Source organism: Kitasatospora saccharophila, from assembly GCF_039529925.1.
Lineage (GTDB): Bacteria > Actinomycetota > Actinomycetes > Streptomycetales > Streptomycetaceae > Kitasatospora > Kitasatospora saccharophila.
In genome coordinates, this window is the sequence record NZ_BAAANS010000078.1 from 1 (window position 1) to 25586 (window position 25586).

Here is a 25586-nt window from a genome sequence, read left to right on the forward strand (position 1 = left end):
TCTCCCCGCACGTCGTCGACCCGCTGCTCGCCTACTTGAAAGCCATCGCGGACCCGCCACGAGAGCGCGACTATCGAAGCATCCGAGATGCCAAGGCTCTACTCCTGTCGAACGAGGCGGACTTCGATCTGGTGAGCGAGATCGCACACGGAGGACGATCCGCAGCGAGCACCTGAAGTATCGGCTGCCAGGACGCGCTCTCCATGGCTCCGAGCGCCGGTGCTGAGCCCGAGGGGGCTCAGCACCGGCGCGCCCCTGGAGTCCCCCGGGCGCTCCCGGTCGATGATGCGCTCGAACTCCACAGGTTCCGCGGCGACGAGACAGGCGCTGTGTCGACATGCGGGTGCGGGCCGGACTGCAGAAGCCGACCGACGCTGCGACCCGACCCGAGGCAGGCCCCGGGTGCGCCAGTCGCTGGTCGGTTTCCACTTCCGATCTGAACAGTGCTCTGGGGGCATTGTTGTTGTCCGCGGACAACAACGGTCGGACCTCCGTGAACGCTTCAACCCGGCGGAGGCCGCCCGGCGGGCGGACAACATCGTCGTGTCGCGCGTCAGACCCGCGCGTAGAGGGCCTCGATGAGAGCTGCGAAGTCTTCGTCGTTCAGGCCCTCCCTGAGGGTGGCGGCCTGTTCCTCGGGGGTCGGACCCAGCGCACGGACGAGATCAGCGGCCAGGGGAGCCGGTGTCGTCTTCACCGCAGTCTGCACCACGGCCGTGTTGTCCGCGGACAACACCGGACCCGCGCCCGACCTGGGGAGCAGCTCGCCTCCCGGGTTCTCTTCGGCTGGAGCCTCGACGATGCGCTGCTCGGGGATGTTGTCCGCGGACAACATCCCCGACGGTGCGGGGAACTCCTTGTCGGCCTGCGACCCTGTGCCCGGCACCGGTGCTGCGGCGGAGGGGTGCTGCTCCGGTGCCTTGATGCTGCGGTCCTCGGACTGGGCCGGGGTTCGGGGGGAAGGGGTACTGTCCGGGGGCAGCGCGGGGGTCTTGGCTGCTTCCAGGAGGTCCTTGGCCTGCCGACGCCGGTCCTTCTCCTCTGTCTTGAGCCCCTCCGCCATCGCGAGGAGGTCCTCGACCCTGAGGGAAGGAGTGTCCTTGAGCGCGCGGGCAAGCCTGCGGGCGTAGCGCTCGGCGAGAGTGCCGGCTACCAGCATGTCCTGGAGTTCGGAAGGCAGGGTGAGGAGAGCGATTTGGTTGCCGACCCAAGAACGGTCCTTGCCGCGGCGGCGGGCGACCTCGGCGGCGTTGCCGTCGCAGGCGCGCAGGAGGTCGGCGAGGCCCTGGGCGCGTTCGATGACGTTGAAGTCCTGGCGCTCGTCGTTCTCGAGCATCAGGTAGTCGATGAAGTCGGCGCAAGTAGTGGCGAGGTCGTCGCGGATGACGAAGTCGAGGTGCTCGATCTTGACGCGCAGTGCGGAGCGGTAGCGGCGTTCGCCGTTGAGGATGATCCACTCGGCGTTGTCGATGTCGGCTTCGTGTTCGGGCCACAGAGCCAGATAGGCGTCTTTGGTGACGGCGACGCAGGCGGTGGTCTGCTTGCGGGCGAGACTGTGGCCGAGAGCTTCCTGTTCCTCGTCGGTGCCGAAGTAGCGGCGCGGGTTGACGAGGCTGGGGCGGACCTTGCCGAGGGGCAGGCGCTGGAGTTCGTAGTCGGGGATGGATCCCTCGGCAACGGCCTTGGCGCGTCCTCGTTCACTGCGGGGCCGAACGGCGCCGAAGCTGCTCGCGCCGCCGAGTCGGTCTGCTGCGCGGGTCATGCGGTGATCCTCCGGGCGATCTCGCGCATGACGTCAGCCTGTTCGCTGTCGGGCGCGTGGGAGAGCAGGGGCTTCTTGACGCGGACTGCCTCGCGCTGGTCCTTGAGGTCGTTGACGACCGCGATGACGGCGGGTTCCTCTATGGCCTGCCACTCCTTGAGGGCGGAGGTGGCGACGAAGCCCTTGCGGGAGTCGTAGAGGTTGACGACGAAGCCGAAGTCGTGGATGTCGATGTCGAGGTCGTCGCAGAGGGATTCGATCTGCTCGCGCAGCATGATGTAGGCGTCGGCGGAGGAATCCTCGGCCTGGACGGGGATGATCAGGCCGGACCGTCCCTTGGGCTCGCCGTCGCGGGTGCGGGCGTAGTAGAGGGCGTTGTCCATGGCGTAGCCGAGGCTGGGCGGGCAGTCGACGATGATGACGTCGAATTCGCGCTCGACGACGGCCAGTGCCTTCTCGAGGGCGGTTTCCTTGACGCGGACGTCGCGGGAGGTGACGAGCTTGGCGTCGAGGAGGAAGGCGTCGGTGCAGGCGGGAAGGACGAATAGGCGTCCTTCGAAGGCTTCGCCGGGGACCTCGACAAGTAGCTCGCGCAGGTCGCTGGAGCGTTCGCCGGTCATGTTCTTGGCGAGGCTGTCGCCCTTGATGGGCAGGGGGCTGATGCCGAGTTGGAGCGTGAGGTGGCTCTGCGGGTCGAAGTCGACGATCAGTACGCGGTAGCCGGATTCGGCAAGAGCCTGGGCGGTGCCGTTGGAGATGGCGGTCTTGCCGACGCCTCCCTTCTGGTTAGCGACGACAATGCGCTGCGGGCCGGTGGGGAGTCGGACCGGCTGGCGGCGCGGGTTGGCGTCGAGCCAGAGTCGGATCGCCTGGGCGAGCCCCTGGTTGTAGGGGACTTCGCGCTGGGAGCAGGCGATGCGGAAGGTCTTGTACAGGTCGGAGGGGACGTAGGTGGAGAAGGAGGTGCTGGCGGAGGTGTCGATCGGCTGGAACGGCCCGGTGGTCTCCAACCACGCGCTGACACCAGCGGTGACTGCGTCCTGGATGTCAACCCCGACGGTCGCGGCGCGGATCTTCAGTTCGCGGCGCAGCGCGGCAGGCAGTTTGGTAACCACCTTGTCGCGATTGTCCGCCGAAGTCTCGGTACTCATGCGGGGAGTTTACTAACCTGCGAGAGCTTGTCACGTCACCGACTCACCACCTATGGGTGGTCTATGATGCTGTGTCTGTTTTGTCTCTTGGTGTTGTCCGCGGACAACACCAAGAGACAAAACAGACACAGTTCACTGTTCTGGCTGGCAGCGCCGCGCCATGGCTTGATCCACGATCCGTCGGCGGCAGGGGGCGGAAACGGATCTGGGTCGTTGCGGTAGGGCGAAGATTCAAGCGCTTCGCCCTGAAACACAAAGAGGCCCTGCACCCGCGCAGGTGCGCGACTGCAGGGCCTCTGGGGTGTCTCGTCGGTGGCGCGCCCTACAGCAGGGCGAACTGGTCTTCGTCCGGCTCGGGCCTGTCCTCGGTGCGGGCGTCGGCGCGGGCCTCCTCGTGCTCCTGGTCGTCCCGCTCGCACACGAGGCGGCCGGTGGGCAGTTCGCCCCAGCCGCGGCTGCCGACCGCGTCGGCGGAGGCCGCCTCGGCGTTGTCGTGGTGGGGGATGAACTCGTCCTCGACCAGGTCGCCGCAGATGCTGCACCGGGCGGTCCAGCACAGCGACGGAACGGCGATGCCCGCGCCGGAGCGGGCCGCGCCCTCGCGCCGCCAGGCGTGGCCGTAGTTCAGGACCACGGCGTGGTGGGCGGGCTGGGGCGGGTGGTCTTCGTCGCGGTCGATGGTCATGGCGTTGTACTCGGCGGCGGCCATCAGGGCGGTGGCGAGGTCGGGCATCTCCAGCAGGGTGCTGTCGGGGCCGGCAAGCCACAGTTCCCATTCGCGGGTCGCCGTGCCGGGGCGCAGTCGCTGGGCGGGGTCGGCGGTGAACAGGCCGCGCCGGGCGGCCGGGGTGACGGTGGGGCTGGCAGTCATCTCGGACGTCTCCTTCAACGGGGTTGGCCGGCCCGCGGTGTGCGGGCCGGCCGAGCGGAGGGGATGGAGTCGTGAGGCGGCCGGACTACAGGCTGCCGTCGGCGTGGACCTCGGCCTCCTGGTCCCGGTCGTTCTCCTCGTCGGCCCCGGCGGCGGGCACCAGCTCCTCGATGCCGAGCTCCTCGCCGATCTGCGCCCACGGGTCGCTGTTCTCGGCGGCGGGGAGGTCCTCGATGCTCTGGGCGAGGAGCGCGACCACCTCGCCGATGCTGCGCACCTGCACCGGCTGCTCGCCGTCGCACACCAGCAGGAAGTTGCGGGTGGTGTGGCCGTCGGCTCCGGCGGGGGAGGGGACGCACAGCAGGTGCGCGCCGTCGGACAGGTCGCACGTCGCGGAGCCGTCCGGGTGGCCGATCCAGTTGTCCGCCATGGTGAGGCTTCCGCCGCTGTTGTCGAGGCTGTGAGCCTGGGTCGCGGCGCGGTGGGCGGCGTCAGCGGCGACGTCGTCGGCGAGCTGCTCGGTGGTGGGCGCCGGGGCGGGTTCGGTCTGGAGGCGGTAGGAGTAGGGGGCGGGGGTCAGGCCGAGGCGGTCGCGCAGGGGGCGGCGGATCTGGGTGGTGACCTGTTCGGTGGTGACGGCGGCGACCGCGGCCGCGGCGAGGGCGAGGGCATCGCGCCGTCCGGTCAGGCCACTGGCAGTGACCGCGCGGCCGGACTCGGCTCGGCTCTCGGCGGCCGGCGGAATCGGGCCGCCTCCTCCGGCCAGGAGCAGCAGGCCTCGGCGACAGCGAGCGGCGTCGTGGCGAAGTGGACGGGGAACATCGCGTCGGTGTTCGCCAGCGGCCAGTTGCTGACCGCTGCGGACATCTCGGGCTCACGGCAGGAGCAGCTGACGCTCGTCACCGAGCGCCTGCGGGAGATCAGCCGTTTCGGTGCGGCCGCCGAGGACTACGTCGTCCTCACCAAGGGCGTGCTGCTGGAGGTCGCCAGGGAGCGTGAGCTCCACAAGGAGGCCGGAGCCGACAACTTCGCCCAGTGGGCGGCCGGTGTCCTGGAGGTCGCGGAGAAGTACATCTTCGAGCTGCTGAAGGACGCCGAGCGGATCAGGGCCGTTTCGCAGCTCAAGCCCGAACTCCGTGAGCAGCTCACCCAGGCGTCCGCGCGCAAGGTCGTCGCCGAGGTGGTCGCCAAGTCCGGCGTCGAGCGCGCCGAGGCGGTTGTGGAAGCGGCTCGGAAGAAGGCGGCCGCGGCCGGCCGGGAGCGGCCCACCGCGGCGATGCTCAGCGAAGCGGCCGCCGAGCCGCTCGACAAGAAGTCCATCCCGGCCCAGCAGAAGAGCACGGACTCGGACTCCGGCTCCCCCGCGGCAGACGACACGGCGGTGCCCGCGCAGCTGCTGGCACTGAGCAAGGCCGCTGACTGGCTGCGTGAGCGGGCCTACAAGCCGCTCGCTCCGGGTGCGGTGAAGACGGCCGCAGACGTCGACCCGGTCGCGCTCGGCACGTACCTGGACAGCATTGAAGCGGAGGTCGACCGGGTGAAGACCCGGATCGCCGCCGCGCGGCGGCTGATTCCCGTCGACGCCGAGGTGGTCGAGTAGCCGAGCCGGGAGGTAAGAAATTCTTACCCCTGAAACGCAAAAGGGCCCGTCCCGGCGCTAAGCCGGAGACGGGCCCTTGTCGCTAGGTGTTGCAGCTCAGCAGGCCGAGGGCCGGTGCTGGTTGTTGCGGCTGGTGGCGGGCCAGATGGTGCCGCAGGTACGGCAGTCGTGGCCAAGCAGTCCGGGCGCGCCGAGCTTCTGCATCTCGGTGCGCATGTAGTGGGCGGTGTTGGTCAGGCGGGCGCAGTTGGGGCAGTGGCTCGGGGTGGCCAGCAGCTCGAAGTCGCCCAGGCCGGTGACGGTGAGGAGGGTGACCGGCTGGGTGCTGGCCGTGTCCGGGCCGGTGAAGTCGAGGGTCCAGCCGCCGCCTTCGCCGTCCTCGTCGGCCTGGCGCTCGGTGATGACGGCGAAGGTGTGGTCGATGCGCGGCAGCTCGCCGACGATGGGGCGGTAGCGCTCGGCGGACTCGGCGCGCAGCACGTGGTTGGCGGCGGCGGTCATTCGGCTCGGGTCGTGGTGGCCGAGGGCGACGTAGGCCTCGAAGTCCTCGTCGCAGGCCGAGATGGTGACGCCGTAGGCGGTGGTGAAGCCGGCGGGAGCAGGCACGGTGGGTCCTCCTGGTGTCAGTGGGCGTGCTGGCGCAGGTGCTTGGCGGCCTCGGGGGTGACGAGGTGGGTGCAGGGGGTGCCGTCGGCGTGGATGCCGGTGACGGGCATGGTCGGACGGGGCATCGGGGTGGTCCTTCCTGGGTCAGGCGGCACGGATGTGCTGGCGGCGGCCGCGGCGGCCGCGGCCTTTGTCGGCGTACATGGCGAGGTCGGCGGCGTGGAGAAGGGCGGAGAGGTCACGGGCGGGGTGGTCGGTGAGGGTCGCGGCTCCGATGGACGCGCCGACGGCGAGCCGGTGGCCGTGGTGGTCGACGTGCTGCTCCAGGAGCTGGCGGAGGGCGGCGAGCCGCTCGGGCAGGACATCGGGGTCGGTGTCGAGGGCGGCGGCGAACTCGTCGCCGCCGAGTCGGCCGACGACGGCGCCCGTCCCGGCCCAGTCGGCCAGGCGGCGGCCGGCAGCAGCGAGGACCGCGTCTCCGGTCTCGTGGCCGTGGGTGTCGTTGACGGCCTTGAAGTCGACCAGGTCCACCATCAGCACGGCCGGGGCGGCCGCGGTGGCGAGCAGTTGCTCCGCGGCGGCGGTGAAGGCGGCGCGGGCGGGCAGGCCGGTGAGCGGGTCGCGGCGGGCGGCCTCCAGGCGGCGGGCGAGGTCGTCGCGTTCGGCGAGCAGCGTCCGGGCGGCGGGAAGGAGGGCGAGCAGGTCGCGGTGCAGGGAGCGGGCGGCGTCGGTGTTCTCGTGGCCCGGGGCGTGCTGGTAGCGGTCGAGGCTGGCCTCGGCGCGGGCGATCAGGGCGGTGGCGGTGTTCATGGCGGTGCTGCTCCCTTCCGGGGACGCGGCGGGAACGGCGGCCCCGGGCGGGGCCGCCGTCTGGTTCAGGGCTGCTTGGGCTTAAGGGTGAGGAGGCGCCCGACGCGGACCTGGTGCTGGCTGGCCCAGCCCCGGCCGGGGTGGTCCGGGTCGGGGGTGAGGTGGACGTGCTGGTCGGTGGCCAGCGTCCAGGACGCCCAGGGCAGGTCGGTGATGCGCGGGGAGGGGACGAGGCGGCTCGCGGCGGCGATCCGCAGCAGGAACAGCGCGAGGCGCTGGGCGTAGGCACCGGGGGACTCGCCCCGGCCCCGGGGCGGGTTGGCCGCGGCCGCGTACTCGCCGAGCGGTCGGCGGGCGGCTCCGGCCGGGCCGTAGGGACGCTGTTCGTGCAGGCCCCACGCGGGGTCGAGCAGGTCGGCGTCCGGCGCGCAGTAGCCGATCACCGCCTCGGTGAGTCCGCCGTCTGCGGGCCGGGTGGCGTAGAGCAGGGCGTAGGCGCCCCAGCCCGGTCCGGCGCCGCCGCCGGTGCGCAGCAGGGTGGTCCTGCCCGCACCGGCGGTGTCGCCCGGCGTGGTGCTCGGGCGGGCGGCCATGGTCAGCCGGCCTGGGCGAGCGTGTCGGGGTGGGCGTCGTACCAGGCGCGCAGGACGGCCTGGGGGATGACGCCGCGGTCGGCGACGGTGTGGCCGTTGCGGGCGGCCCAGGCGCGGATCTCGTTGCGGGTGGCCTTCTCGGCGGGCTGCGCCAGGTCGGCCCCGGCCGTCGGGTCGGCGGTGCGGGCGGTGGTGGTGGGCTTGCCGGCCTTGGCGTCGCGCAGGGCTTGCTCGGCGTGCTGCAGCCGGGCCTTGAGGGCGGCGACCTCGGCCTCGTGCTTCGCGATGGCCTGGTCGCCGGTGCGCTGGGCGAGGAGCTTGTCCAGGGACTCGCGGGTCTGCTCGGCGAGGCGGCGGACCTTCGCCTGCGGGTGCTGGTCGGCCCAGGTGAGGAGCTCGTCCACGGCGGTGTCGTAGGGCGAGGCCTGCTTGGCGGCGTCGGGGTGCTGGGCGATGAGGTGCTGGAGGTCGTTCTCGTCCAGGCCGGTGGCGGCCAGGATCTTCAGCGGGCTGTCGCCCTTGGCGCGCATGGACAGGGCGACTTCGCGGGTCATCGGGTCGAGGTTCGCCAGGACGTCGTGCTCGGGGCGGTCGGCCGGGGTGGTGGTGCTGGGCACGGTGTTCCCTCCGAAGGGGTCGAGGCGGCCGGGGGTGCCGGCCTTGGGGGTGGAGAGGTGGGGCAGGAGCCGGGTGATCTCGGGCTCGTCGCCGGGCAGGCCGAGGGCGTCCAGGAGCAGGACCAGGTCGTCCTTGTCGCGGGTTGCGCGGGCGGTGCGGGTGGCGGCGTCGGCGTCCTGGCGGTGCGAGGTCGGGGTGAGGGCGAGGCTCTGCGCGGCCTTCATCACCGCGACCGGGTCGGCGGTGTCGGTGGGCATCAGGCGACCGGGTCGGGGGCGAGGAAGTGCTCGTCCCAGGAGGCGAGGGTGTAGAGGTCCAGGACCTCAAGGAGCAGTTCGTCGATCGCGGCGTCGTCGCCGGCGGGGTCGTCCGGGTCGGAGACGTAGACGGTCGGCGGGCTGGTCAGGCGCAGGTGGATGGCGAGGCGGCGGGCGGGGGCGTCGTCGGGGTCGACGTCGGCGCGCAGCTCCCAGATCTGGCCGGGCGCGGCCAGGACGAGCGGGTCGCCGTCGGTGGCGCGCTCGCACGCCAGGCGCAGCGCGACCGTCTCGGGCAGCAGGTCCTCGCGCTGGAGGGCGTCGGCGGTGCGGCGGATGACGGTGGCGGCGAGGTGGGGGCCGAGGATCAGGTCGAGCGGCACGGCCTGGCGGTGGGGGTCGGTGCTCATGCTGCGGTCTCCTTCGGGCTCGGGGTGGTGCGGGGGCGGGGGGTGCGCAGGGCGGCGAGGAGTTCGGCGCGGTGTTCGGCGGCGCGCGGGTCCGGGGCCGGGGAGGCGGCCGGCCCGGCGGGGCGGGTGCGGCGCCGGGGCGGGGCGGGGCACTGGGGGACGAGTTCGGCGGCCAGGCGCCGGTCCAGTTCGTCCGGGAGCTGTCGGCCGGTCACCGGGCGCGGGCCTTCGGCGCGCCGGCGATGACGGGGCTCAGGAGCAGCAGGTGGAGCAGGGAGGCGTCGTTGCTGGAGTGGGTGGCGGGCAGGCTGCAGTTCCAGCAGTCGGCCTCGGGCCCGGACCAGGCCACCGAGCAGGTGGCGCAGGCGTAGCGGGCGCGGGCCGGACGCGGGGCGAGGCGGCCGATGGCGCGGATCGCGGCGGCGGCCTGGTGGCGCTGCGCGGGGGAGGCGGGGCGGGGCAGGAGGGCGGTAGCCATACTGGGGTTCTCCTTGCGGTCTTTGGTGCCGGAGGGGTCCGGGGCGGCCGGTCGGCTGTGCAGGCAGGTGCGGCCGTGCCCGGGACGGCCGCGGCCCGCCTGATGCGTCAGGCGGGCCGCGGTGTGGTGAAAGGCCGTCAGAACGGGCGGGTGTCCCCGGCGCTGTACGCCGGGGCGCTGGCCCACGGGTCGTCGACCGGCGGGTGCGGTGCGGGGAGCCGACTGCGCAGGCACAGGTGCCGGTAGCCGCCCTCGAAGGTGAAGCCGCTGCCCGCGCAGTCGGCGCAGTCCTCGGGGTGGGGCTCGGGTTCCTGGTCGCCGGGGCAGTCGACGGGCTCCTGGTGGACCGGGACGTAGATGCCGTCGCCCTGGTCGTCCCAGGTCATGATCTCCATGAGGACGCCGTCGCCCCCGCAGCCGCCGGGGCAGTCGCCGGGGTGGGGCTCGTCCGGGCACGGCGAGCCGTCCTCGTCCAGGTCGGCGTCGTCGTACTCGCCGAGGAGGTCGGCGGCCCGGCGCAGCAGCTGCTCGGCTTCGCGGGCCCGGGCGGCCGATGCGCCCCGCCGGCCGGGCCTTGGAGGGCTCGACGGCGGGGCGCAGTGGCGGGCAGCGTCACGGCCCGGAGAACTCCGGTGCGTCAGCGGCCGGGGCGGGGCATCGAGCGGCAGACGGCGGCGTGGCCGTTCGCGTCCTCGTGGGCCTTCTGCCTCTCGCCCGGCAGGTACGGGTCGCCGAAGGCGTTCACCGAGCCGCGGGTGTCGCAGCCCCGGCAGGTCCAGGTGAAGCCGTCGACCTCGTGCCAGCGGTCGCTGACGTAGGGGCGGCCCTGGGCGGTGTAGTTGGTCCGGAACCGGTGGGTCGTCAGGTCGACGTGGGCACCGCCGACGGTCAGGTACCGGGCGAGGACGCCCTCGGGCCAGGCGGTGGCCTAGGTGGTGCTGGTGCTCATCGGGATTCCTTCCGGTGGTCGCGGGTGTCGGTCAGGCGGTGCGGTGGTGCCGGATCTCGTCGAAGCCCTCGCCGGGCAGCGTCAGGCGGGCGGAGCGGGCCATCGCGTGCTGCCAGCGCAGGACGTCCTCGGGCACGCGCTCGTGGTCCGGGCGGGCGGCGTTGCGGGCCAGGCAGGTGGGCAGCGGAGCGTCCACCCACGCCGCGATGCACCGTCGGCCGTGTTGGTGCGCCAGCTCCACCAGCTGCAGGCGGTGCAGTTGCTCGACCGAGGTGTTGTCGACCGCCGTCGTTCGGGCGCGGCGCAGGCGCATGCCGAGGATCTGGTGCTGGAGCAGGACGGCGTCGGCGGTGGCGTCCTGGTCGCCGGGCTCGGAGACCACGGCGCGCAGCCGGTCCAGGCTGACGATCTGGTGGGCGGGCAGGTGGCGCAGGAGGTGGGACTTCCCCGAGCCGCTCGCCCCGACCATGACGACCAGGACGCCGAAGGCCGGGGAGTTGCATCGGATGCATGCAGCTATGCCGTGCAGCGTGTTGGCCTGCGGCTCACGGTAGCAGTCGATGGTGCAGGGGTTGTGGGGTTCTGAGCAGGCAGGATGGCGCCGGTCAGTCATTTGATGCATGATCCTTCCATCTGATGCAAGGGGGGCGGAGTGGTCCGGCAGGACGAGACGCCCGAGGGTTCGGCGCGCCTGGAGCTGGTCGACGGCGTCTCGCTGCTGCATCCCGAGGACGCAGTGTTCGACGCGATGCTGAGCGGTTGGGAGCGCCAGCAGCGCGGCCGGCGGCTGGAGCCGGACACGATCAAGGAGCGGCACCGCATCGTGCGGCGGTTCGCGGTGTTCAGCGGCGAGTACCCGTGGCGGTGGACGGCCGCGCACATGGACGAGTGGAGTACCTCGCTGATCGCCGAGCACGGGAGGGCGAAGTCGACGATCCGCTCGTACCAGGGAGCGGTGCGGCAGTTCTGCGACTTCGTTACCTCGCCCCACTACGCGTGGGCGGAGGAGTGCGAGGTGCGGTTCGGGACGCATCCGGTGCAGGTGTGCCACGAGTGGAACACCGCGGTCCACCTGGAGGACTACGAGGGCGATCCGGACCGGCGGCCGATGACCCGCGAGGAGGTCCAGGCCCTGCTCGACTACGCCGACGACCGGGTGGAGGCAGCGGTGCGGCTGGGCAGGAAGGGCGCGTTGACGGCCTACCGGGACGCCACGGTCTTCAAGACGATCTACGGGTGGGGTCTGCGCTGCCGCGAGGTGTCGCGCCTGGACGTCACGGACTTCTACCGGAACCCGAAGGCGCCGGAGCTGGGAGGCTTCGGCAACATGCACGTCCGGTACGGCAAGGCGAGCAGGGGTTCGGGCCCGCGGCGCCGGACGGTGGCGAGCGTGATGCCGTGGGCGGTGGAGTCGTTGGAGGACTACCTGGTCAACATCCGGCCCAGGTTTCGCCACCACGCCGGGCACCGGGCGGTGTGGCTGACCGAGCGGGGCGGGCGGCTGCAGCCCAGGGAGATCGAGGAGCGGTTCGCCGCCTACCGCGACGCGCTGGGCATGGACAGGGAGCTCGTGCCGCACTGCCTGCGGCACTCGTACGTGACGCACCTGATCGAGGACGGGGTGGATCCGAAGTTCGTGCAGGAGCAGGTCGGGCACCGCTTCGCCTCCACGACCGCGATCTACACCGGTGTCAGCACCGACTTCACGAACACGATGATGCGCAGGGCGCTGGAGCGCGCCTTCGCGGCCGAGGAGGAGACGAAATGAGTGCGAAGCTCGACTACCGCTGGCATCTGAGGGAGTTGATGGCCGCGCGCGGGATGTTCTCCACGACCGATCTGCGGCCGTTGCTGGCCGAGCGGGGCGTGGACCTGTCGCCGAGCCAGACCTACCGGCTGGTGGTGGAGAGGCCCGAGCGGTTGAGCATGAAGACGCTGATTGCGCTGCTGGACATTCTGGGCTGCCGGATGGAGGAGCTCATCGAACCGGTGCGCGGCGCTGCTTCGCGCGGGCGCCGGACGGCATCCGATGCGGCGCCCGAGGCGGGCGGGGAGCGGCCGGAGCCGGGCGTAGGGGCGTTTCGGCCCAAGCGGGCCCGCATCGCTCCCGGCCCGCAGTGACAGCGACCGCGCCGGTGCCGCGGTTCCTGGTGGAGCCGAAGGCGGTGATCGTGGAGGCTGTCGCCACCGCGGATCCCGCCCTGCTGGCTACGGTCGTCGCCACGGCCGTGGAGCGGGTCGCCGACACCCGGGCCAAGCGGCGCCGCCTCGCCCAGGCCCTGGCCGCCGACCCCGCCCTGCTGACCTCCGGCCGCCCCGAGGGGCCGCGGCTGATCGAACTGCTGGTGCGGGAACTGCTGCCGTACGGCCCGACCCGGCTCGTGCTGCCCCGCTGCGCGGGCTGCGGCAGGCAGAACGTCCTGGATCGCGTCGACGGCCTGCGGCGCATCTGCTCGCCGTGCGCCAACAAGGCCGCCGACCGGGGCCGGCAGTCGTGCGCGGTCTGCGGCCGGGTGCGCCAGGTCGCGGGCCGCGACCCGGACGGCAGGCCCCGGTGCGGACGCCACCGGCCGGAGCCAGTGGACGGGCACGCCGCGGTCCGCCGCCTCCTGGAGCGCGCCGGCACCGGCCTGGACGAGGACGAGCTTGCCGCCGTCGTCACCGAAGTGCTGCCGCGCCCCGCCCAGCAGCAGGCCGTCCTCAGGGAACTGACCGGCCGTCCGGACCTTCTGAGCGGGCAGGGCGCCCACGGCTCGCCCCGCATGGTCGCCCTGATCACCGCCCTGGCCGGGCGGGGCGCGCGCAACGTCACCGTCCCGGCCTGCCCCTTCTGTCGGCGCATCGTTTCACTGAGGTTCGGCCGCGACGGCGCGCGCTGCTGCCGCCGCTGCTACGAGCAGCCCCGACACCAGCCGTGTTCCTCCTGCGGGACCTCCTCGCCGGTGATGACCCGCACCCCCGACGGCGAGCCCCTGTGCGCCCCGTGCGCGCGTCGCGACCCGGTCAACCACGAACCGTGCACCCGGTGCGGACGTGTCGCCCTGACCTACCGGGATGCGACCGGCCGTCCTGTGTGCGGACGGTGCCAGCGGCCCCCTGTCGCGGTGTGCTCCCTGTGCCGGGTGAGCAAGCCCTGCCACTACGCCGACACCGACGCCCCGCGCTGCGCGAACTGCACCCGGTCGAACAACCGCACCGCCTGCTCGAACTGCGGCCGCCACCGGATCGTCCACGCCCGCGCCGCCGACGGCGGACCACTGTGCAGCAACTGCAGCCGCCGACGCGAGCTGTGCTCGGCCTGCAGCACCGTCCGCCCGGTCTACGCCCGCACCACCGACGGCCGGGCACTGTGCAAGATCTGCTACCCCAAGGACCCGATCTCCTTCCGCCACTGCACCGCGTGCGGGAGCCTGGAGCGCCTCCACCACCACGGCCTGTGCCCCGCCTGCGCCGCCCAACACCAACTGCGCACCCTGCTCGCGGGCCCGGACGGACAGGTCCACCCGCGCCACGAGCCGATCGCCGCAGCACTGCTCGCCGGCCCGCCGTCCTCGTTCCTGCTGTGGCTCAGGCACCCCAGCAGCCAGGAACTGGTGGTGCGCTTGTGCGAGAGCACCGAACCCCTCACCCACGCCGCGCTCGACGCCATGCGGCCGCTCAAGGCCGTCAGCCACCTGCGCGCCGCGTTGAGCGCCCACGGCGTCCTGCCGCGCCGCGACGAGCACTTGGCCGCCTTCGAGCGGTGGCTGCCCGAGACCGTCGCCGCCATCGGCGACCCAGACGAGCGGGCCCTCATCCGGAGCTTCGCGACCTGGTTCCACCTGAACAAGCTCCGTCGCCGCTCCCGGCGCCGACCGCTGACGTACGGCCAGTTCCAGACTGCCCGGGGGGACGTCCGGGCCGCGATCCGCCTGCTGGCTTGGCTGCGCGAACACGGCAGTAGCCTGGCCTCCTGCACCCAGGCCGACATCGACCGGTGGCTCACCTCCGACCAGCCCGGTCGGCTCCTGGTCCGCAACTTCCTCATCTGGTCCGCCCGCCGCGGCCACTGCCGTCCGCTGGCCGTTCCCGGGCGCCGAAGCAGCCGCGGACAGGGCGCGCTCGCCGACGCGCACCTGCGGTGGAGCATCAGCAGGCGCCTGCTGCACGACACCGCGTTGGCGACCGGCGACCGCGTGGCCGGCTGCCTGGTCCTGCTCTACGGCCAGTCCGTCAGCAGGATCACCCACCTGACCACCGAGCACGTCCACGACGACGGCAGAACCGTCCACCTCTCCCTGGGCGCCAGGCCGCTGGAAGTCCCCGACCCTCTGGCCGGCCTGGTCCGCGAACTGGTCCGCACCCGCCGCGGCTACGGGGCGCTCGGACATACCGACGACCACCGCTGGCTGTTCCCCGGTGTGCGTGCCGGGCGCCCCATCAGCGCCCAGCGCCAGGCCGCGCGGCTGTACGAGCTGGGCATCAAGACCCGTGCCGGACGCTCCACCGCGCTGCTGGAGTTGGCCGCCGAACTGCCCGCCTCCGTACTGAGCGACCTCCTCGGGATCAGCATCCGTACCGCCACTGGCTGGTCCCAGGAAGCAGGGAACACCCGTCCAAGCTACGCAGCAGAGGTCTCCCGCCGCGCCACCCGGGCAGCGAGATCCTTCGGCGAAGTCAGGAAGCAAAGCCAAGACGGATGATCAGCTCCTTGCCCGGCCCGCCTGAAACCCGGGTGCATCGGCGCACCTCAGTTCGACAGGATGTGGTGGGTCAACGAACGTAAAGGAAAGTCCGATGTCGACGTACGACATGCTTGTCGTCTTGCCGCCGATGCCGCCCGAGCGGTACCGCGAGGCCGCGACCGCGGCCCTGATGCCGTACTACAGCGAACTCGAAGTACCCGAGTACCGGGACTACGAGGCGGCAGATCCGAACAGCGTGGACTGGGTGCAGGCGAACAAGGAGCGCGGCATCCTGCCGAACCGTGAGGACCTCGGCTGGAATGAGATCGCCACTCTGATGAACGCTCAGGTCGAGCGGGCCCCTGGCGACGACGGCTATATGTATGTCGACGAAGCCGAACACGGCTACTACCTCGCCACCTACAACCCGCAAGGCGAGTGGGACGGCCTGAGACTGCGCCTCGGGGGCCCACGCCTGATGCACCGGCCTGACGCAGCGGGGAACCCGCTGCTGGCCTTTTACGACTACGGCGAGATCCCTCAGGACCGCGACCTTTTGATCGGCCTGCCAAACCGCTGCGACGGCGGCCCGCGCGGGCTACTGGACTTCGACACGCTGCGCGCTGCGCACGAGCGGCTCGCGGGGGAACGGCACGACGCATGGGTAGCCGGGGGCGACAATCCGACTGCCTGGCCGTTCTGGTTCACCGAGAACCGTACCGACAACCTCGCCCTGGCTCGCGCCAATGCAGTACCCGGCTACGCCTTGCTGCGGCTCGACGGAAGTTGGATCGACAAAAGGGCTGACGGTTATCTGGATGATGCCAACGCCTACCTGGATACTCTCGACCCGGAGTGCGTGGTGCTGGACGTGTCCTGTCACTGTTGATGAAAACGCCTGGTAGGGCGTGATCGCGCAGGAACAACAGCACCAAGGACCGACCATGTCCGAAGACTGCTTCAACCTCCAGCACCGGCGGGGAGCGTCTAACTGATCGTTTCAGAATGATCGCGAGAGTCGTCGCAGGCAGATGATCGAGCATGCGAGTTCGAGCAGCCCCTGGTGAAGGTCCGCCCGGCGCTCGTAGCGGATGCGCAGGCGCTTGAACTGATGCAGCCAGGCAAACGCACGCTCCACGACCCAGCGCACTTTGCCAAGTCCGGAGCCGTGAGCGACGCCGCGTCGGGCGATCATGGGCTTGATGCCACGCTTCCACAGCTGACGCCGGTACTTGTCGAAGTCGTAGCCCCGGTCGGCGTACAGGCGTCGGGGTTTGCGGCGGGGGCGCCCTCGCAGGCCTCGGATCGGTGGGACCGCGTCCAGCAGCGGTAGGAGCTGGGTGACGTCGTGTCTGTTGCCTCCGGTGAGCGTGACGGCCAGCGGGGTACCGTGGCGGTCGACGATCAGGTGATGCTTGGAGCCGGGCCTGGCGCGGTCGACGGGCGAGGGGCCCACGTGATCCCCCCTTTGAGGGTCCGGATGTGCGAGCCGTCCACGGCGCAGTCGTCCAGGTCCAGCAGGTCGGCTCGGCGCAGGTCGGTCAACAGTGCGGCATGCAGGCGGGGCCAGACGCCCGCCTCGGTCCAGTCCCGCAGCCTGCGCCAGGCCGTCACACCGGAGCAACCAACGACCTGACTCGGTACGTCACGCCAGGCGACGCCCTTGCGAAGGACGTAGACGATGCCGGCCAGCGCGACCCGGTCGGGCACTGGGAGCCGCCCGGGATGGCGGTGCCGTCGCGCAGGCCGTGCCGGCAGCAGCGGGGCTATCCGATCCCACAGCTCGTCGGGGACAAGGTTCGCGGTCACGATGCGGAAGCATGCCAGAGAACCTGGTTGAGCCCTTCGAGTCCGCTCGACATACTCCCCGAATGACCAACACCGGGAGCGAAGCCGCAGCGCAGGGATGGGACGGGCCCTGGTACCGCGTCCGAACGGATCGGTTCGAGGCGTCGTTCCTGCCCAACGCGGGCGAACCTCTGGACAGCGTCTGCAACGTCGACGTCGAGGTCCGGCTGACGGCGGACGGCTCACGCTGGAGCGCGACCGTGTTCACGCTTGCCGAGGTCGAGCGAATCATGGAGCGGTGGTCGCGCACCGGCGAGGCACTGGGCGGCCGCTACTTCTGGTGCTCCGATGGCCTCATCGTTCGGGATCCCGGCATCGACAGCATGACCCAGGTGCTGGTCGGCCTCCTCGACGACGGCGACTTCACACAGGTTCTCCAGCGGCTCGACGACGAAGGATCCTCCGACGCCTCATTCTGAAACGATCAGTAAACGGTGACGGTTCGTCTCGTCCTGTTGAGGGACTGGCCGGACGATGCCTGGGCCGCACTCAGCACATTGGAATAGCCCGGCTTACCAGCAGGGTCGACCGGGGCGAGGGCTGGCGCGGTGTGGTGCATGGTTTTTCCTTCCACGGGCTGGTGAGCGGTCGTCAGCGGGCCAGGACGGCGGCGGCGACCGTCTCGAAGGCGTGGTGGACGGCTCCATCCATGCGGGCCGCGCCGTTGATGCCGTGGTCGGCGAGGCGGAAGAAGTTGCCCTTGCCGGTGGCGTCGGCGAACCGCTGCAGCAGACCGCCCGGGACGCGGCGGTCGATGGCGTAGTGGGTGAGGCCGGAGATCGCGAGGGCCGCGGCGACCTGGCCGGGGCGCAGCCGCAGGCCCAGCGCCCGGGCCCCGATCAGGAGGGCTCCGGCCTGCGTGGCGGTGTAGGTCAGGCAGTGCAGGGCGCAGGCGCGGCGGCCGGCCGCGGTGCCGTGGACGGTGCCGTCGTCGCCGATCGCCGGCACCTGGTCGGTGGCGCCCTTGGTGCGGGCGCAGTGGTCGCTTTGAACGAGGTGGTCGCCGACGTCCGCCCCAGCGCGAAGCAGGGCGTAGGCGGCGGCGAAGCGGGCAGCGGTGGTGTCGGTCTTCACGGGTCCTCCAGGAGGCGGGGGTTCGGCCGGGCGGCCGCGCCGCGCACCACGGCGCCCGCCGACCGCACCTGGCGGGTGCGGCGAGCGGGCGTCGTGGTGGGCAGCGTCGGGGCCCGGGACGGCGGTCAGTCCAGTCCGGCGCGCAGCTGGTCGGCTTCGGCCTGGGCGAGCTGGGCGGCTTCGGGGTTGAGGATGGCGCCGTGGGCGGCGGCCCCGGTGTGGAGGCGGATCAGCAGTTGGCGGGTGGCCTGGTCCAGGGGCGGCAGGGGGGCGGCCCTCGCGCCGGGCGGCCCATCGGGCGGCCAGGGGCTCCAGGTCGAGCAGGCTGACTCGGTAGGTGCCGTTCGGGGTGCTGTCGCTCTGACTCATCGGGATGTCCTTCCGTTGCGGGGGTGTCTGGCCCGGCCGGGCGGCCGCGTCCGCCCGCCGGACCTGGGCGGCGCGACGGGCGGACGCGGTGCGGATCTGAGGGGCGGGTCAGACGCCGGCGGGGGTGAACTGCTCGAGGTAGAGGCCGCGCAGCGAGTTCAGGACGTACTCGCTCAGGCGGTCCTCCATGAGGACGGCGTCGGCCAGGGACTCGGCGCGCATCGCGGCGTAGTGGGCGGCGGAGCGGCCGAACTCCTCCTCGGTCGCGGCGAGGGCGGCCTTGATGGCGAGGTGCTCCGCGCGCAGGAGCGCGGCGGTGCGGCGCGTGTTGCGGCTGTGGTAGGCCGCGTGGGTGTGCGCGTCGTCGCCGCGGGCTGCGGCGGGCTCGACGAAGGTGCACAGCCGCCAGGTGCGGTGGGCGTTGTCGACGCGGGCCGGGTCGGCCTGGTAGGTGGCGGCCCACCGGCGGGCGAGGCCGGGCAACTCCTGGTCGAGCAGGTCCCGAACCTGGCGGCCGCGCGGGCCCAGGGCCAGGTGCGCGTCGACCTCGCGGACGACCTGCAGTTGGTGCGCGTACAGTCGCCACCGGTCGTCCCGGCGGCCGTTCTCGTTCCAGTTGCCGGTGGTGCCGAGCGGCTGGACCTCCCACAGCCGCCACGCCGCCAGGCCCGGGGCGTCGTCGAGGACCTCGGCGGGCGCGGAGACGGTGCGGAAGTAGGAGAAGGCAGTGTCGTCGTACCAGCGCCGGCCCGGGTTGGGGTGGTCGATCGTGGTGCCGAGTGCGGCGGCGATGTCGGTCGGGAACCCGGCCTCGGCGCTGCGCGGGATGATCCCGTCCACTCCGGTGACCAGGTAGTGGACGGGGGCGGGCTTGGGCTTCTTCGCGGTGTTCACGATGGGGCTCCTCCTGCGGTGTCGGGTTCGGCCGGGCGGCCGCGCCGCGCACCACGGCGCCCGCCCGCCGCACCTGGTGGGCGCGGCGGGCGGGGCGCGGTGGTGGGCAGCGTCAGTGCCTGGAGAGGATCCGGCGGGCGTCGGCGAGGACCAGGTGGTGGTCGAAGGCGAGCTGCTCGGGCAGCGCGTCGAGCGGGACCCAGTGGACGGATGCGGCGTCGTCCCCCGCGTGGGCCTCGGTGCCGGCGGGGACGCGGGCGAGGTAGGCGGCTCCGACATAGCGGCCGCGCGGGTCGCGCCCGGGGTCGTCGTAGACGCCGAGGAGGACCAGGTCGACCGGGTCGACCAGGACGCCGGTCTCCTCCCGCAGTTCGCGCACCGCGGCGGCCAGCGCCCTCTCGCCCGTGTCGACGTGCCCGCCCGGGAGGGCCAGCAGCCCGGCGTAGGGCGGCCAGCCGCGCTCGATCAGCAGCACGCGGCGTCGGGCCGCACCGCGACGACGTCCGCGGTGTAGCGGATCGTCTCGGCCTTCTTGTGGTCGGACTCGGTGGTCTCGTCGGTGGTGGTGTCGGTCATGGGCTCGCTCTCTGGAAGGTAGTCGGGTCCGGCCGGGCGGCCGCGCCGCGCACCACGGCGCCCCGCGCGCCGGGCCTGGTCGGCGCGGCGGGCGGGACGTGGTGGTGGGCAGCGTCACGGCCCGGACGTTCAGGGTCGTAGCGCGGAGAGCTGTTCGCGTTCGGCGTCGGTCAGCTCCGAGCAGGGCAGGCAGGAGCCGAGCGAGCGCAGCGGCAGGCAGTAGTCGTAGGTGACGCGGCAGAGCGGGCACGTCATCCGGGCTTTCATCGCGGCGGCGAGGGCGCGGGCGCGGGCGGGGGTCATCTTGCGGACCGGCTTGGCTCCGGCGACCGGGAAGAGGTGGCCGACGCGCGTGCCGCCCCGGCACACCACCTGGGCGGCGACGGCCTGGCCGCCGGGGCGCAGGCCCATCTCGCGCAGCTGGCGGCGGGTGGCCAGCCGTTCCTTCTCGGGGCCGAAGCGCCAGGGGAAGGTCGGGATTCCGTGCCGCTCGCCGGTCGGGTCGAGGTCGATCGCGCGCACCGGGCGCTCCTTCCTGGACGGTGGTCAGTTGGTGGTGGCCTGCTGGTCGAAGTGGTCGGCGAGGTGGCGCAGGATCTCGGCGACGGTGGCGGCCGGGATGTGGCCGTGGACCTGGGCGACGCTGTTCTTGTCGACGGTGACGATCAGCGGGAAGTCGGCGGTGTTGAGTACCTGGACGTCGAAGTCGGTCACGGTGGCCTCTCATCTGGTGTGGTCGCGGACGTGGCCTGGCGGGCGGCTCACCTGCCGGTGGCGGTGGGCGCGGTGGCCGGGACGGCGGTGGCCGGGACGGCGGGGGCCGGGGCGGTGGCGTTCGCGGCCCAGCGCAGAGCGGCGAGGGCGGCGGCGGCGAGCATCACGCCGACCAGGAGCAGCACGAAGAAGGCGGCGTCGCGGCGGACCGCTCCGCGCACGGCCGCGACGTCGGCCGCGGTGGGCTCGTACCGGGCGGGGGTGGGCTGGTCAGCGGGCATCTGCACGATGACGATCCGCTCGGCCGGGCCGGCCTGGCCGGTGAGCGGGGCCGGCTGCTGCGCCCGGTACGGGATCGGGGTGCGGGCGGTACTGGGGCGGGGCTGCTGCTGGGGGAACGTCACGGTGCTTCTCCTGGCGATTCGTCGGTCGGTGCCCGGCCGGGCGGCCGCGCCGCCCACCGGAGCGCGTCCGCCGCCCCGGCCGGGTGGCGGGGGCGGCAGGGCGCGGGCCGGTGGGCAGCGTCAGTGCCCGGAGAGGAGGGGTCAGCGTGCGGTGGCCACGACGAGCAGCACGAGCACGGTGAGGGCGATCAGCACCGCGCCGGGTCTGCCTTCTGTTCGGCGGGTGCGAGGCGGTACGGGGCCGTCCGGTGCGGGCGGCCCCGGGGTCTTGGGTGTCAGCGGTCTTGGCTGTCGTCGCCGGTGAGGCGGCGGCCGTTGATGTCGACCTGGAGGCTCTGGACGTCGACGACGACGGCCTCGATCCGCGGCTCGGGCACCTCGACGGTGACCGGCACGACCGGCACCGGGGCGGCGGGCGCGGGCGGCTCGTTGATGACGGTGGTGTGGTGGGTCATCCAGGATCCGGTCAGGGCGAGGGCGGCGAGCACGCCCCACGCGAGCGCGGCGACGCCGGAGGCGACCGGCTTGCCGGGGCCCGCGGTGCCCTCCCAGACCATGGCGACGCTCAGCGCGCCGAAGACCAGGGCGCCGAACTGGACGCCGACGGTGGCACCCCGGCGCAGCGCCCGGATCAGGATGACGGCGCCGGCCAGGCCCCAGAAGGTGAACAGGGTGCGCGGTCCTGCGGGCAGGCCGGCCGAGTGGGCCTGGAGGTAGCGGTAGATCGGGTCGTTGACGGTGTGCCACAGCCCTCCGGCCGGAACAGTGGAGTGTTCGGGCTCGGCGATCCACTGGGCGGCGTGCAGGACGTAGGGGCCGGCGGCGAGGACGAGCACGGCCAGGAGGAACAGCGCGAAGAAGCAGAGCGCGACGGTGGCCGCGATGCTGGGCGCCCCGTAGGCGTCGCGGATCATCCACCGCGGGGTGCGGCGCGGGGCGTGCCAGATCAGGTCCGGGGCCTGCGTCTGCGGGTCGGCGGCCTGGTCGAGCAGCGGGTCGAACTGGTCCACGGCGATCTCCTGCGTTCGTCGGGTCGGTGATGCGGCCGGACGGCCGGGCCCGTCCCCGGGACGCGCCGCGCCCGCCCCGCCGGTGGTCGGCGAAGCGGGCGCGGGCCTGCGGTCCGGGGGCGAGGCCGGTGGTCCGGACTCAGGCGTTCTCGGCCTCGGCCAGCAGCCGGGCGTAGGCGGCGTCGGCGGCCTGTTCGGCGGCGGCGAGCAGCGGGTGGACGGCGAGGTCCTCGGGCCAGCTCCACCAGGTCGGCCCGTCGCCGGTAGCCGCGGTGGGGGCGGCCGGTTCGGGGATCGCGGGCAGGTAGACGCTGGGCAGGTCGTCCTCGTCCCGCACCTGGGCGGGGCGGCGGGCGGATCGGCGGACGAGGCGGAGCAGGGCGGCATACACGGGCGGGTGTCTCCTCAGCCGTTGTGGTTGGTGATGGAGCCGCGCCAGCCGGCGGACTGGCGGCCGATGGTGGTGGTGTGGTGCTGGGGCCGGTAGGAGAGGGCCAGGACGGTACCGGTGGCGGTGGAGTGCTCCCCGCTCGCGCTCGCCGTGCCGGTGCTGCTGGTGAGGGAGCGGAGCTTGCCGAGCAGCCCGGCCGCGCCGAGGACCACGGCGGCGACCAGGACCGCGACCCACTTGAGGACGTCGCCGATCTGGTCGGCGTGCGGGGCGACGGTGGCGACGGCCGCGCCCAGCATCCACACCGCGCCGCCCGCGGCGAGGGAGGCGATCGAGCCGTACAGGACGTACTGGCGCACCGCCAGCGGCAGGCCCTGCTCGGCGGCCGCGCCGGCCGTCGGCGCGGGGGCCGGGGCGGGGTCCATGGCAGCGATGGCGTGGCGGTGTTCGGCCAGGCGGGCGTCCAGGCTGTCGAGGTAGGCGCCGACGGCGAGGACGGGGACGGCAACGGCCTGGCCGTCGACGAGCGCGGGCACGCACGTCGCCTCTTCGCCGTAGGCGGCGGCGCCGACGGGGACGGCGACGATCTGGCCGTTGACGGGGGCGGGCAGGTAGCCCTCCTCCAGCAGGATCACGGAGGACGCATCGAGGCGGCGGCTGCCGGGGTCGGGGGTCACGGGGGCTCCTTCGAAGGGGGTGCGCGGGTGAGCTGAGGCGAGGTCGGTGTGCGGCGCCGGGCGCCTTCTGGGGCCGCCGGACCCGCCCGGGTGGCGGGGCGGGTCCGGCGGCCCTCGGAGAGGCCGGGAGACGGCGTTGTGAGGACTGGTCAGTCCTGGATGCGGGGGCGGCTGGGCAGTTGGGTGACGATGTCGGAGGTGAAGCGGCGCAGCAGGGCCGGCGGCCAGACATTCAGGCGGGTGTCGGTGGCGGCGAGGACGGTCTCGACGCCGCTCTTGCGGCCGATGACGGCCAGGAACTGGAGCAGCCCGGCCGCCTCGGTGTCGGCGAGGAGCGGTTCGGCGTCGTCGATGACGAGCAGGAGGCGGGGCTCGGCCGCGCTGGGCTCGTACTCGCGCTGATGGGCGTGGGCGAAGCGGCGGCCGGCGAGGGCGGAGGCCTTGGTGAGCAGCTGCACGGCCTGGTCGGCGTCGGCGGTGCGGTCCAGGCCCGTCAGGCGGCCGGGGGCGGCGGTCTCGATGCCCCAGACGGTGACGGCAGGGCCGTGGGTGAGCTTCTCGGTGGCGATGAGCTGCTCGATGGTGCGGGTCTTGCCGGATCCGAGGCGGCCGGTGATCAGGTGGGTGGCGGGCACGGTGGCCTTCCTTCCGTGGAGGGTGCGGGGGTGGGACGAGAGGTGCCCGCCGCCCCGGTGCGGGGCGGCGGGCACGGGTGGTGGTGGCGGTGGTTCAGGAGGCGGCGGCGAGCTGGGCGGAGCCCCAGGCGCCGTGGCCGAGGTCGACGACCTCGCCCTTTTCGGCGGCGCGCTTGAGGGTGGAGGAGACGGTGGACAACGGCATGCCGAGCCGGGCGGCGATGATGCCGGTGGTGGCCTGCCCCTCGGTCTCCAGGAAGGCGAGGACGGCTTTCTTCTTGTCGCCGCGGGCCGGGGTGCTGCCCGTGGCGGTGGCGGTGAGCAGCTGGTCGAAGCCGGGGCCGGTCTGCGCGGGCGGCTTGCCGAAGTTGGCCTTCGCCGGGGCGACGGCGTTCGCGGTGGAGCCCTTCTTCTGCGGCTTGGCCTTGGCGGCCGGGGTGGTGGCGGTGGTGGTCTCGGCGTCGTCGGTGACGCCGGGCACCGGCGGGAGTTCACCGCGGCGGCGGGCGGCGAGCCGCTCGCGCCACTGGGTGTAGGCGGGGCCGATGTGCTCGGCGGCCTCGTCGGAGACGACGGCGGGGGTGCCGCGCTTGGCCCACCGGGTGGCGATCTTCTGCGGCTCGGGCGCCCAACCGCGGAACATCGCCGCCCGCTCCTCGACGCCCTTGAGGTAGCCCATGCCGGAGGTCGGCACCCCGGGCTCGTCGGGCCACACCGCCGGGATGTCGTTCGGGTCGGCGGGCAGGTTGATGACGTACCCGGCGGAGCGTTCGGTGGTGCGGAAGGCGATGTTGTTGCCCGCGGTGAGCGGCTGGCGCAGCTTGGGGGTGCCGAGGGAGTCGAGGGTGGGCAGGTGGGTGACCAGGCGCAGCTTGATGCCGACCTTGCGGCCGAGGATCGCGATGCGCACGGCGTAGTCGAGGGCTTCGGGGTAGTTGCCCCACACGTCCTGCCACTCGTCGATCGTGACGGCGATGAGCGGCTCGGCGGGGGTGGGGGACCAGTCGGTGTCGCCGTACATGAGGTCGCCGTCCGCGTCGTACCAGACCGTCAGGGCGGAGGCCTTGGAGCGGCGGGTGAGTTCGGCGTCGGCGGCGATCAGCATCGCCATGCATTCGTCCACGCCGGGGGCGAAGTAGGACAGGTAGTCCTGCCAGAAGCCGAAGGACTTGCCTTCCTGGGGGTCGCCGCCCCAGCTGGTGACGAGGCCGGAGTGCCGCTCGATGGAGAACAGGGAGCGCAGCAGCGCGGACTTGCCGGAGCCGGTGGCGCCCGAGATGTGGGTGTGCACCGCGCCCCAGCCCGGCCGCCACATCTGGTACTGGGCGGGCCCGCCGTCGATGTGCAGGCCCAGGCGGGCGATGCCGGTCTTGACGTCCAGGGCCTCCGGGCCGGGGAACACCGGCACGGACTTGAGCGGGTTCTTGTCGTAGACCATCAGCTTGGCCCGCGACGCCGCCCCGCCCGGGACGCCGTCCACCGCGATCGAGGAGATCGGCAGGTCGTAGGCGGAGGCGATCAGCGTGGTCGCGCTGATCGCGGACGCGGTGGTCTGCCGGCCGCCGTCCAGCTCGATCAGCGCCTCCCACGCCCCGTCCCCGGTGTCGACGGGCTCCAACAGCTTGGAGCCGGGCAGCGCCCCGCGCGTCGAGCCGACCTTCGCCTCCCACACCGCGACCCGGCCCTCCGCGCTGAGCGGTTCGGCGACCGAGCGGATGCGGCGGCGCCACCACCACGGGATCGCGGTGGCGGGGGTGAGCGCCAGCCACCACAGCCCCGTCATCGGTGCCTGGAACGGGCCGGTGTGGGTCAGCGGCATCACGGTCAGCAGCGCCCCGGTCGCGGCCGCCGCGGCGGAGGTGCGGATCAGCTCGGCCCGGCGCATCGGCCGGTTCGGCGGGGTCGGCAGGACGCGGTGGCGGTGGAGGAACTTCGCCGTCCGGCGGATGTAGGGGCCCTTCCGGCGCCAAGTTCGCGTGACGAGGACGGCGGCCGGGAGGGCGGCGTCGACGGCGAGCGCGCCCACCAGGCCGTGGGGGGCGTGGGTGAGGGCCTGGCCGTAGCCGGACAGGACCAGGGAGGCGGCCAGCGGCGGCAGGTGGCGGCGGTTGCGATGCAGGCGCCGCCAGGTGCCGTGCGCGATCCGGCGCGGCAGCGGACCCCCGGTGGCGGGGGTGGTGTCCGCCCCGGCCGGGGCGGTGGGGGACTTCGTCACGGGAGGACTC

At 72.9% G+C, this 25586-nt stretch carries 31 protein-coding genes; 6 read left to right on the plus strand and 25 right to left on the minus strand.

The features are described from left to right. Positions 1–553: 553 nt before the first annotated feature. The 4 genes from ABD345_RS35290 to ABD345_RS35305 all read right to left on the minus strand — a co-directional run bounded on the left by ABD345_RS35290 (position 554) and on the right by ABD345_RS35305 (position 4214). Positions 554–1762, minus strand: coding sequence for a ParB/RepB/Spo0J family partition protein (locus ABD345_RS35290; RefSeq protein ID WP_344558315.1), 1209 nt, complete (start codon positions 1760–1762; stop codon positions 554–556). After that, on the minus strand, positions 1759–2913 hold the full coding sequence (locus tag ABD345_RS35295; protein ID WP_344558316.1) for a ParA family protein: 1155 nt from the start codon (positions 2911–2913) through the stop codon (positions 1759–1761). The genes ABD345_RS35290 and ABD345_RS35295 overlap by 4 nt, the downstream gene beginning before the upstream one ends. A gap of 322 nt (positions 2914–3235) precedes the next feature. Then, positions 3236–3784 carry a hypothetical protein gene (locus tag ABD345_RS35300; RefSeq protein WP_344558317.1) on the minus strand — a complete coding sequence of 183 codons (549 nt, stop codon included), beginning with the start codon at positions 3782–3784 and terminating at the stop codon, positions 3236–3238. 85 nt (positions 3785–3869) lie between these two features. Further along, complete coding sequence (locus ABD345_RS35305; protein ID WP_344558318.1) at positions 3870–4214, minus strand: hypothetical protein; 345 nt, start codon at positions 4212–4214, stop codon at positions 3870–3872. On the opposite strand from ABD345_RS35305, the gene ABD345_RS35310 reads away from it, so the two are divergent. Continuing rightward, positions 4191–5384 carry a hypothetical protein gene (locus ABD345_RS35310; RefSeq protein WP_344558319.1) on the plus strand — a complete coding sequence of 398 codons (1194 nt, stop codon included), beginning with the start codon at positions 4191–4193 and terminating at the stop codon, positions 5382–5384. The genes ABD345_RS35305 and ABD345_RS35310 overlap by 24 nt on opposite strands. A gap of 96 nt (positions 5385–5480) precedes the next feature. Here ABD345_RS35310 and ABD345_RS35315 read toward each other — a convergent pair whose 3' ends face one another. From ABD345_RS35315 to ABD345_RS35355, 9 genes are all read right to left on the minus strand, one after another. Further along, positions 5481–5990 (minus strand): hypothetical protein, encoded by a 510-nt coding sequence (locus ABD345_RS35315; protein ID WP_344558320.1) that lies wholly within the window; start codon positions 5988–5990, stop codon positions 5481–5483. 144 nt (positions 5991–6134) lie between these two features. Continuing rightward, positions 6135–6800 carry a GGDEF domain-containing protein gene (locus ABD345_RS35320; protein ID WP_344558321.1) on the minus strand — a complete coding sequence of 222 codons (666 nt, stop codon included), beginning with the start codon at positions 6798–6800 and terminating at the stop codon, positions 6135–6137. A gap of 65 nt (positions 6801–6865) precedes the next feature. Then, the gene (locus tag ABD345_RS35325; protein ID WP_344558322.1) at positions 6866–7393 is read right to left on the minus strand and encodes a hypothetical protein; all 528 of its coding nucleotides are present in this window, start codon (positions 7391–7393) and stop codon (positions 6866–6868) included. Positions 7394–7395: 2 nt separating this feature from the next. After that, complete coding sequence (locus ABD345_RS35330; protein WP_344558324.1) at positions 7396–8268, minus strand: Lsr2 family DNA-binding protein; 873 nt, start codon at positions 8266–8268, stop codon at positions 7396–7398. Further along, positions 8268–8678: a hypothetical protein gene (locus tag ABD345_RS35335; protein WP_344558326.1), complete on the minus strand. Its 411-nt coding sequence runs from the start codon at positions 8676–8678 to the stop codon at positions 8268–8270. Before ABD345_RS35335 ends, ABD345_RS35330 begins: the two co-directional genes overlap by 1 nt. Next, the gene (locus tag ABD345_RS35340; protein ID WP_344558328.1) at positions 8675–8893 is read right to left on the minus strand and encodes a hypothetical protein; all 219 of its coding nucleotides are present in this window, start codon (positions 8891–8893) and stop codon (positions 8675–8677) included. Before ABD345_RS35340 ends, ABD345_RS35335 begins: the two co-directional genes overlap by 4 nt. Further along, positions 8890–9156 (minus strand): hypothetical protein, encoded by a 267-nt coding sequence (locus ABD345_RS35345; RefSeq protein ID WP_344558329.1) that lies wholly within the window; start codon positions 9154–9156, stop codon positions 8890–8892. The genes ABD345_RS35340 and ABD345_RS35345 overlap by 4 nt, the downstream gene beginning before the upstream one ends. 137 nt (positions 9157–9293) lie before the next feature. Further along, positions 9294–9551, minus strand: a complete 258-nt coding sequence (locus tag ABD345_RS35350) for a hypothetical protein (RefSeq protein WP_344558333.1) — start codon at positions 9549–9551, stop codon at positions 9294–9296. 585 nt (positions 9552–10136) lie between these two features. Further along, positions 10137–10718, minus strand: coding sequence for an AAA family ATPase (locus ABD345_RS35355; protein WP_344558335.1), 582 nt, complete (start codon positions 10716–10718; stop codon positions 10137–10139). Between the two features lie 39 nt (positions 10719–10757). Between ABD345_RS35355 and ABD345_RS35360 the strand changes: the two genes are divergently transcribed. The 4 genes from ABD345_RS35360 to ABD345_RS35375 all read left to right on the plus strand — a co-directional run bounded on the left by ABD345_RS35360 (position 10758) and on the right by ABD345_RS35375 (position 15658). Continuing rightward, positions 10758–11873, plus strand: coding sequence for a tyrosine-type recombinase/integrase (locus ABD345_RS35360; protein WP_344558337.1), 1116 nt, complete (start codon positions 10758–10760; stop codon positions 11871–11873). After that, entirely contained in the window at positions 11870–12226 is a 357-nt protein-coding gene (locus tag ABD345_RS35365) for a helix-turn-helix domain-containing protein (RefSeq protein ID WP_344558338.1), read from the plus strand. Before ABD345_RS35360 ends, ABD345_RS35365 begins: the two co-directional genes overlap by 4 nt. Beyond that, positions 12223–14787 carry a site-specific integrase gene (locus tag ABD345_RS35370; protein WP_344558339.1) on the plus strand — a complete coding sequence of 855 codons (2565 nt, stop codon included), beginning with the start codon at positions 12223–12225 and terminating at the stop codon, positions 14785–14787. The genes ABD345_RS35365 and ABD345_RS35370 overlap by 4 nt, the downstream gene beginning before the upstream one ends. 94 nt (positions 14788–14881) lie before the next feature. Beyond that, on the plus strand, positions 14882–15658 hold the full coding sequence (locus tag ABD345_RS35375; RefSeq protein ID WP_344558340.1) for a hypothetical protein: 777 nt from the start codon (positions 14882–14884) through the stop codon (positions 15656–15658). A 111-nt stretch (positions 15659–15769) separates the two neighbouring features. Here the strand turns inward: ABD345_RS35375 and ABD345_RS35380 are convergent. Then, a protein-coding gene (locus ABD345_RS35380; RefSeq protein ID WP_344558341.1) for an IS5 family transposase occupies positions 15770–16578 on the minus strand; the annotation gives its coding sequence in 2 pieces (ribosomal slippage) (positions 15770–16239 and positions 16239–16578; 810 coding nt in all). A 62-nt stretch (positions 16579–16640) separates the two neighbouring features. Here ABD345_RS35380 and ABD345_RS35385 point away from each other — a divergent pair. Then, positions 16641–17036 (plus strand): hypothetical protein, encoded by a 396-nt coding sequence (locus tag ABD345_RS35385; RefSeq protein ID WP_344558342.1) that lies wholly within the window; start codon positions 16641–16643, stop codon positions 17034–17036. A gap of 172 nt (positions 17037–17208) precedes the next feature. On the opposite strand, the gene ABD345_RS35390 is transcribed toward ABD345_RS35385, so the two are convergent. The 11 genes from ABD345_RS35390 to ABD345_RS35440 form a co-directional block, all read right to left on the minus strand. Then, entirely contained in the window at positions 17209–17691 is a 483-nt protein-coding gene (locus ABD345_RS35390) for a hypothetical protein (protein ID WP_344558343.1), read from the minus strand. Between the two features lie 477 nt (positions 17692–18168). Further along, the gene (locus tag ABD345_RS35395; protein WP_344558344.1) at positions 18169–18954 is read right to left on the minus strand and encodes a hypothetical protein; all 786 of its coding nucleotides are present in this window, start codon (positions 18952–18954) and stop codon (positions 18169–18171) included. A 112-nt stretch (positions 18955–19066) separates the two neighbouring features. Further along, positions 19067–19429, minus strand: a complete 363-nt coding sequence (locus tag ABD345_RS35400; protein ID WP_344558345.1) for an NUDIX domain-containing protein — start codon at positions 19427–19429, stop codon at positions 19067–19069. Between the two features lie 230 nt (positions 19430–19659). Further along, on the minus strand, positions 19660–20052 hold the full coding sequence (locus ABD345_RS35405; protein WP_344558346.1) for an RRQRL motif-containing zinc-binding protein: 393 nt from the start codon (positions 20050–20052) through the stop codon (positions 19660–19662). A gap of 24 nt (positions 20053–20076) precedes the next feature. Then, positions 20077–20244, minus strand: a complete 168-nt coding sequence (locus ABD345_RS35410) for a hypothetical protein (RefSeq protein WP_344558348.1) — start codon at positions 20242–20244, stop codon at positions 20077–20079. 47 nt (positions 20245–20291) lie between these two features. Then, a complete protein-coding gene (locus tag ABD345_RS35415) occupies positions 20292–20648 on the minus strand; it encodes a hypothetical protein (RefSeq protein WP_344558350.1) in 357 nt (118 codons plus the stop codon). A 275-nt stretch (positions 20649–20923) separates the two neighbouring features. Further along, positions 20924–21658: a hypothetical protein gene (locus tag ABD345_RS35420; RefSeq protein WP_344558351.1), complete on the minus strand. Its 735-nt coding sequence runs from the start codon at positions 21656–21658 to the stop codon at positions 20924–20926. Positions 21659–21797: 139 nt separating this feature from the next. Next, positions 21798–22049, minus strand: coding sequence for a hypothetical protein (locus tag ABD345_RS35425; protein ID WP_344558352.1), 252 nt, complete (start codon positions 22047–22049; stop codon positions 21798–21800). A 14-nt stretch (positions 22050–22063) separates the two neighbouring features. Continuing rightward, a complete protein-coding gene (locus ABD345_RS35430; RefSeq protein ID WP_344558353.1) occupies positions 22064–22726 on the minus strand; it encodes a hypothetical protein in 663 nt (220 codons plus the stop codon). 149 nt (positions 22727–22875) lie between these two features. Further along, positions 22876–23361 (minus strand): AAA family ATPase, encoded by a 486-nt coding sequence (locus tag ABD345_RS35435; protein WP_344558354.1) that lies wholly within the window; start codon positions 23359–23361, stop codon positions 22876–22878. A gap of 94 nt (positions 23362–23455) precedes the next feature. Beyond that, entirely contained in the window at positions 23456–25576 is a 2121-nt protein-coding gene (locus ABD345_RS35440; protein ID WP_344558355.1) for a helix-turn-helix domain-containing protein, read from the minus strand. Positions 25577–25586 lie beyond the last annotated feature (10 nt).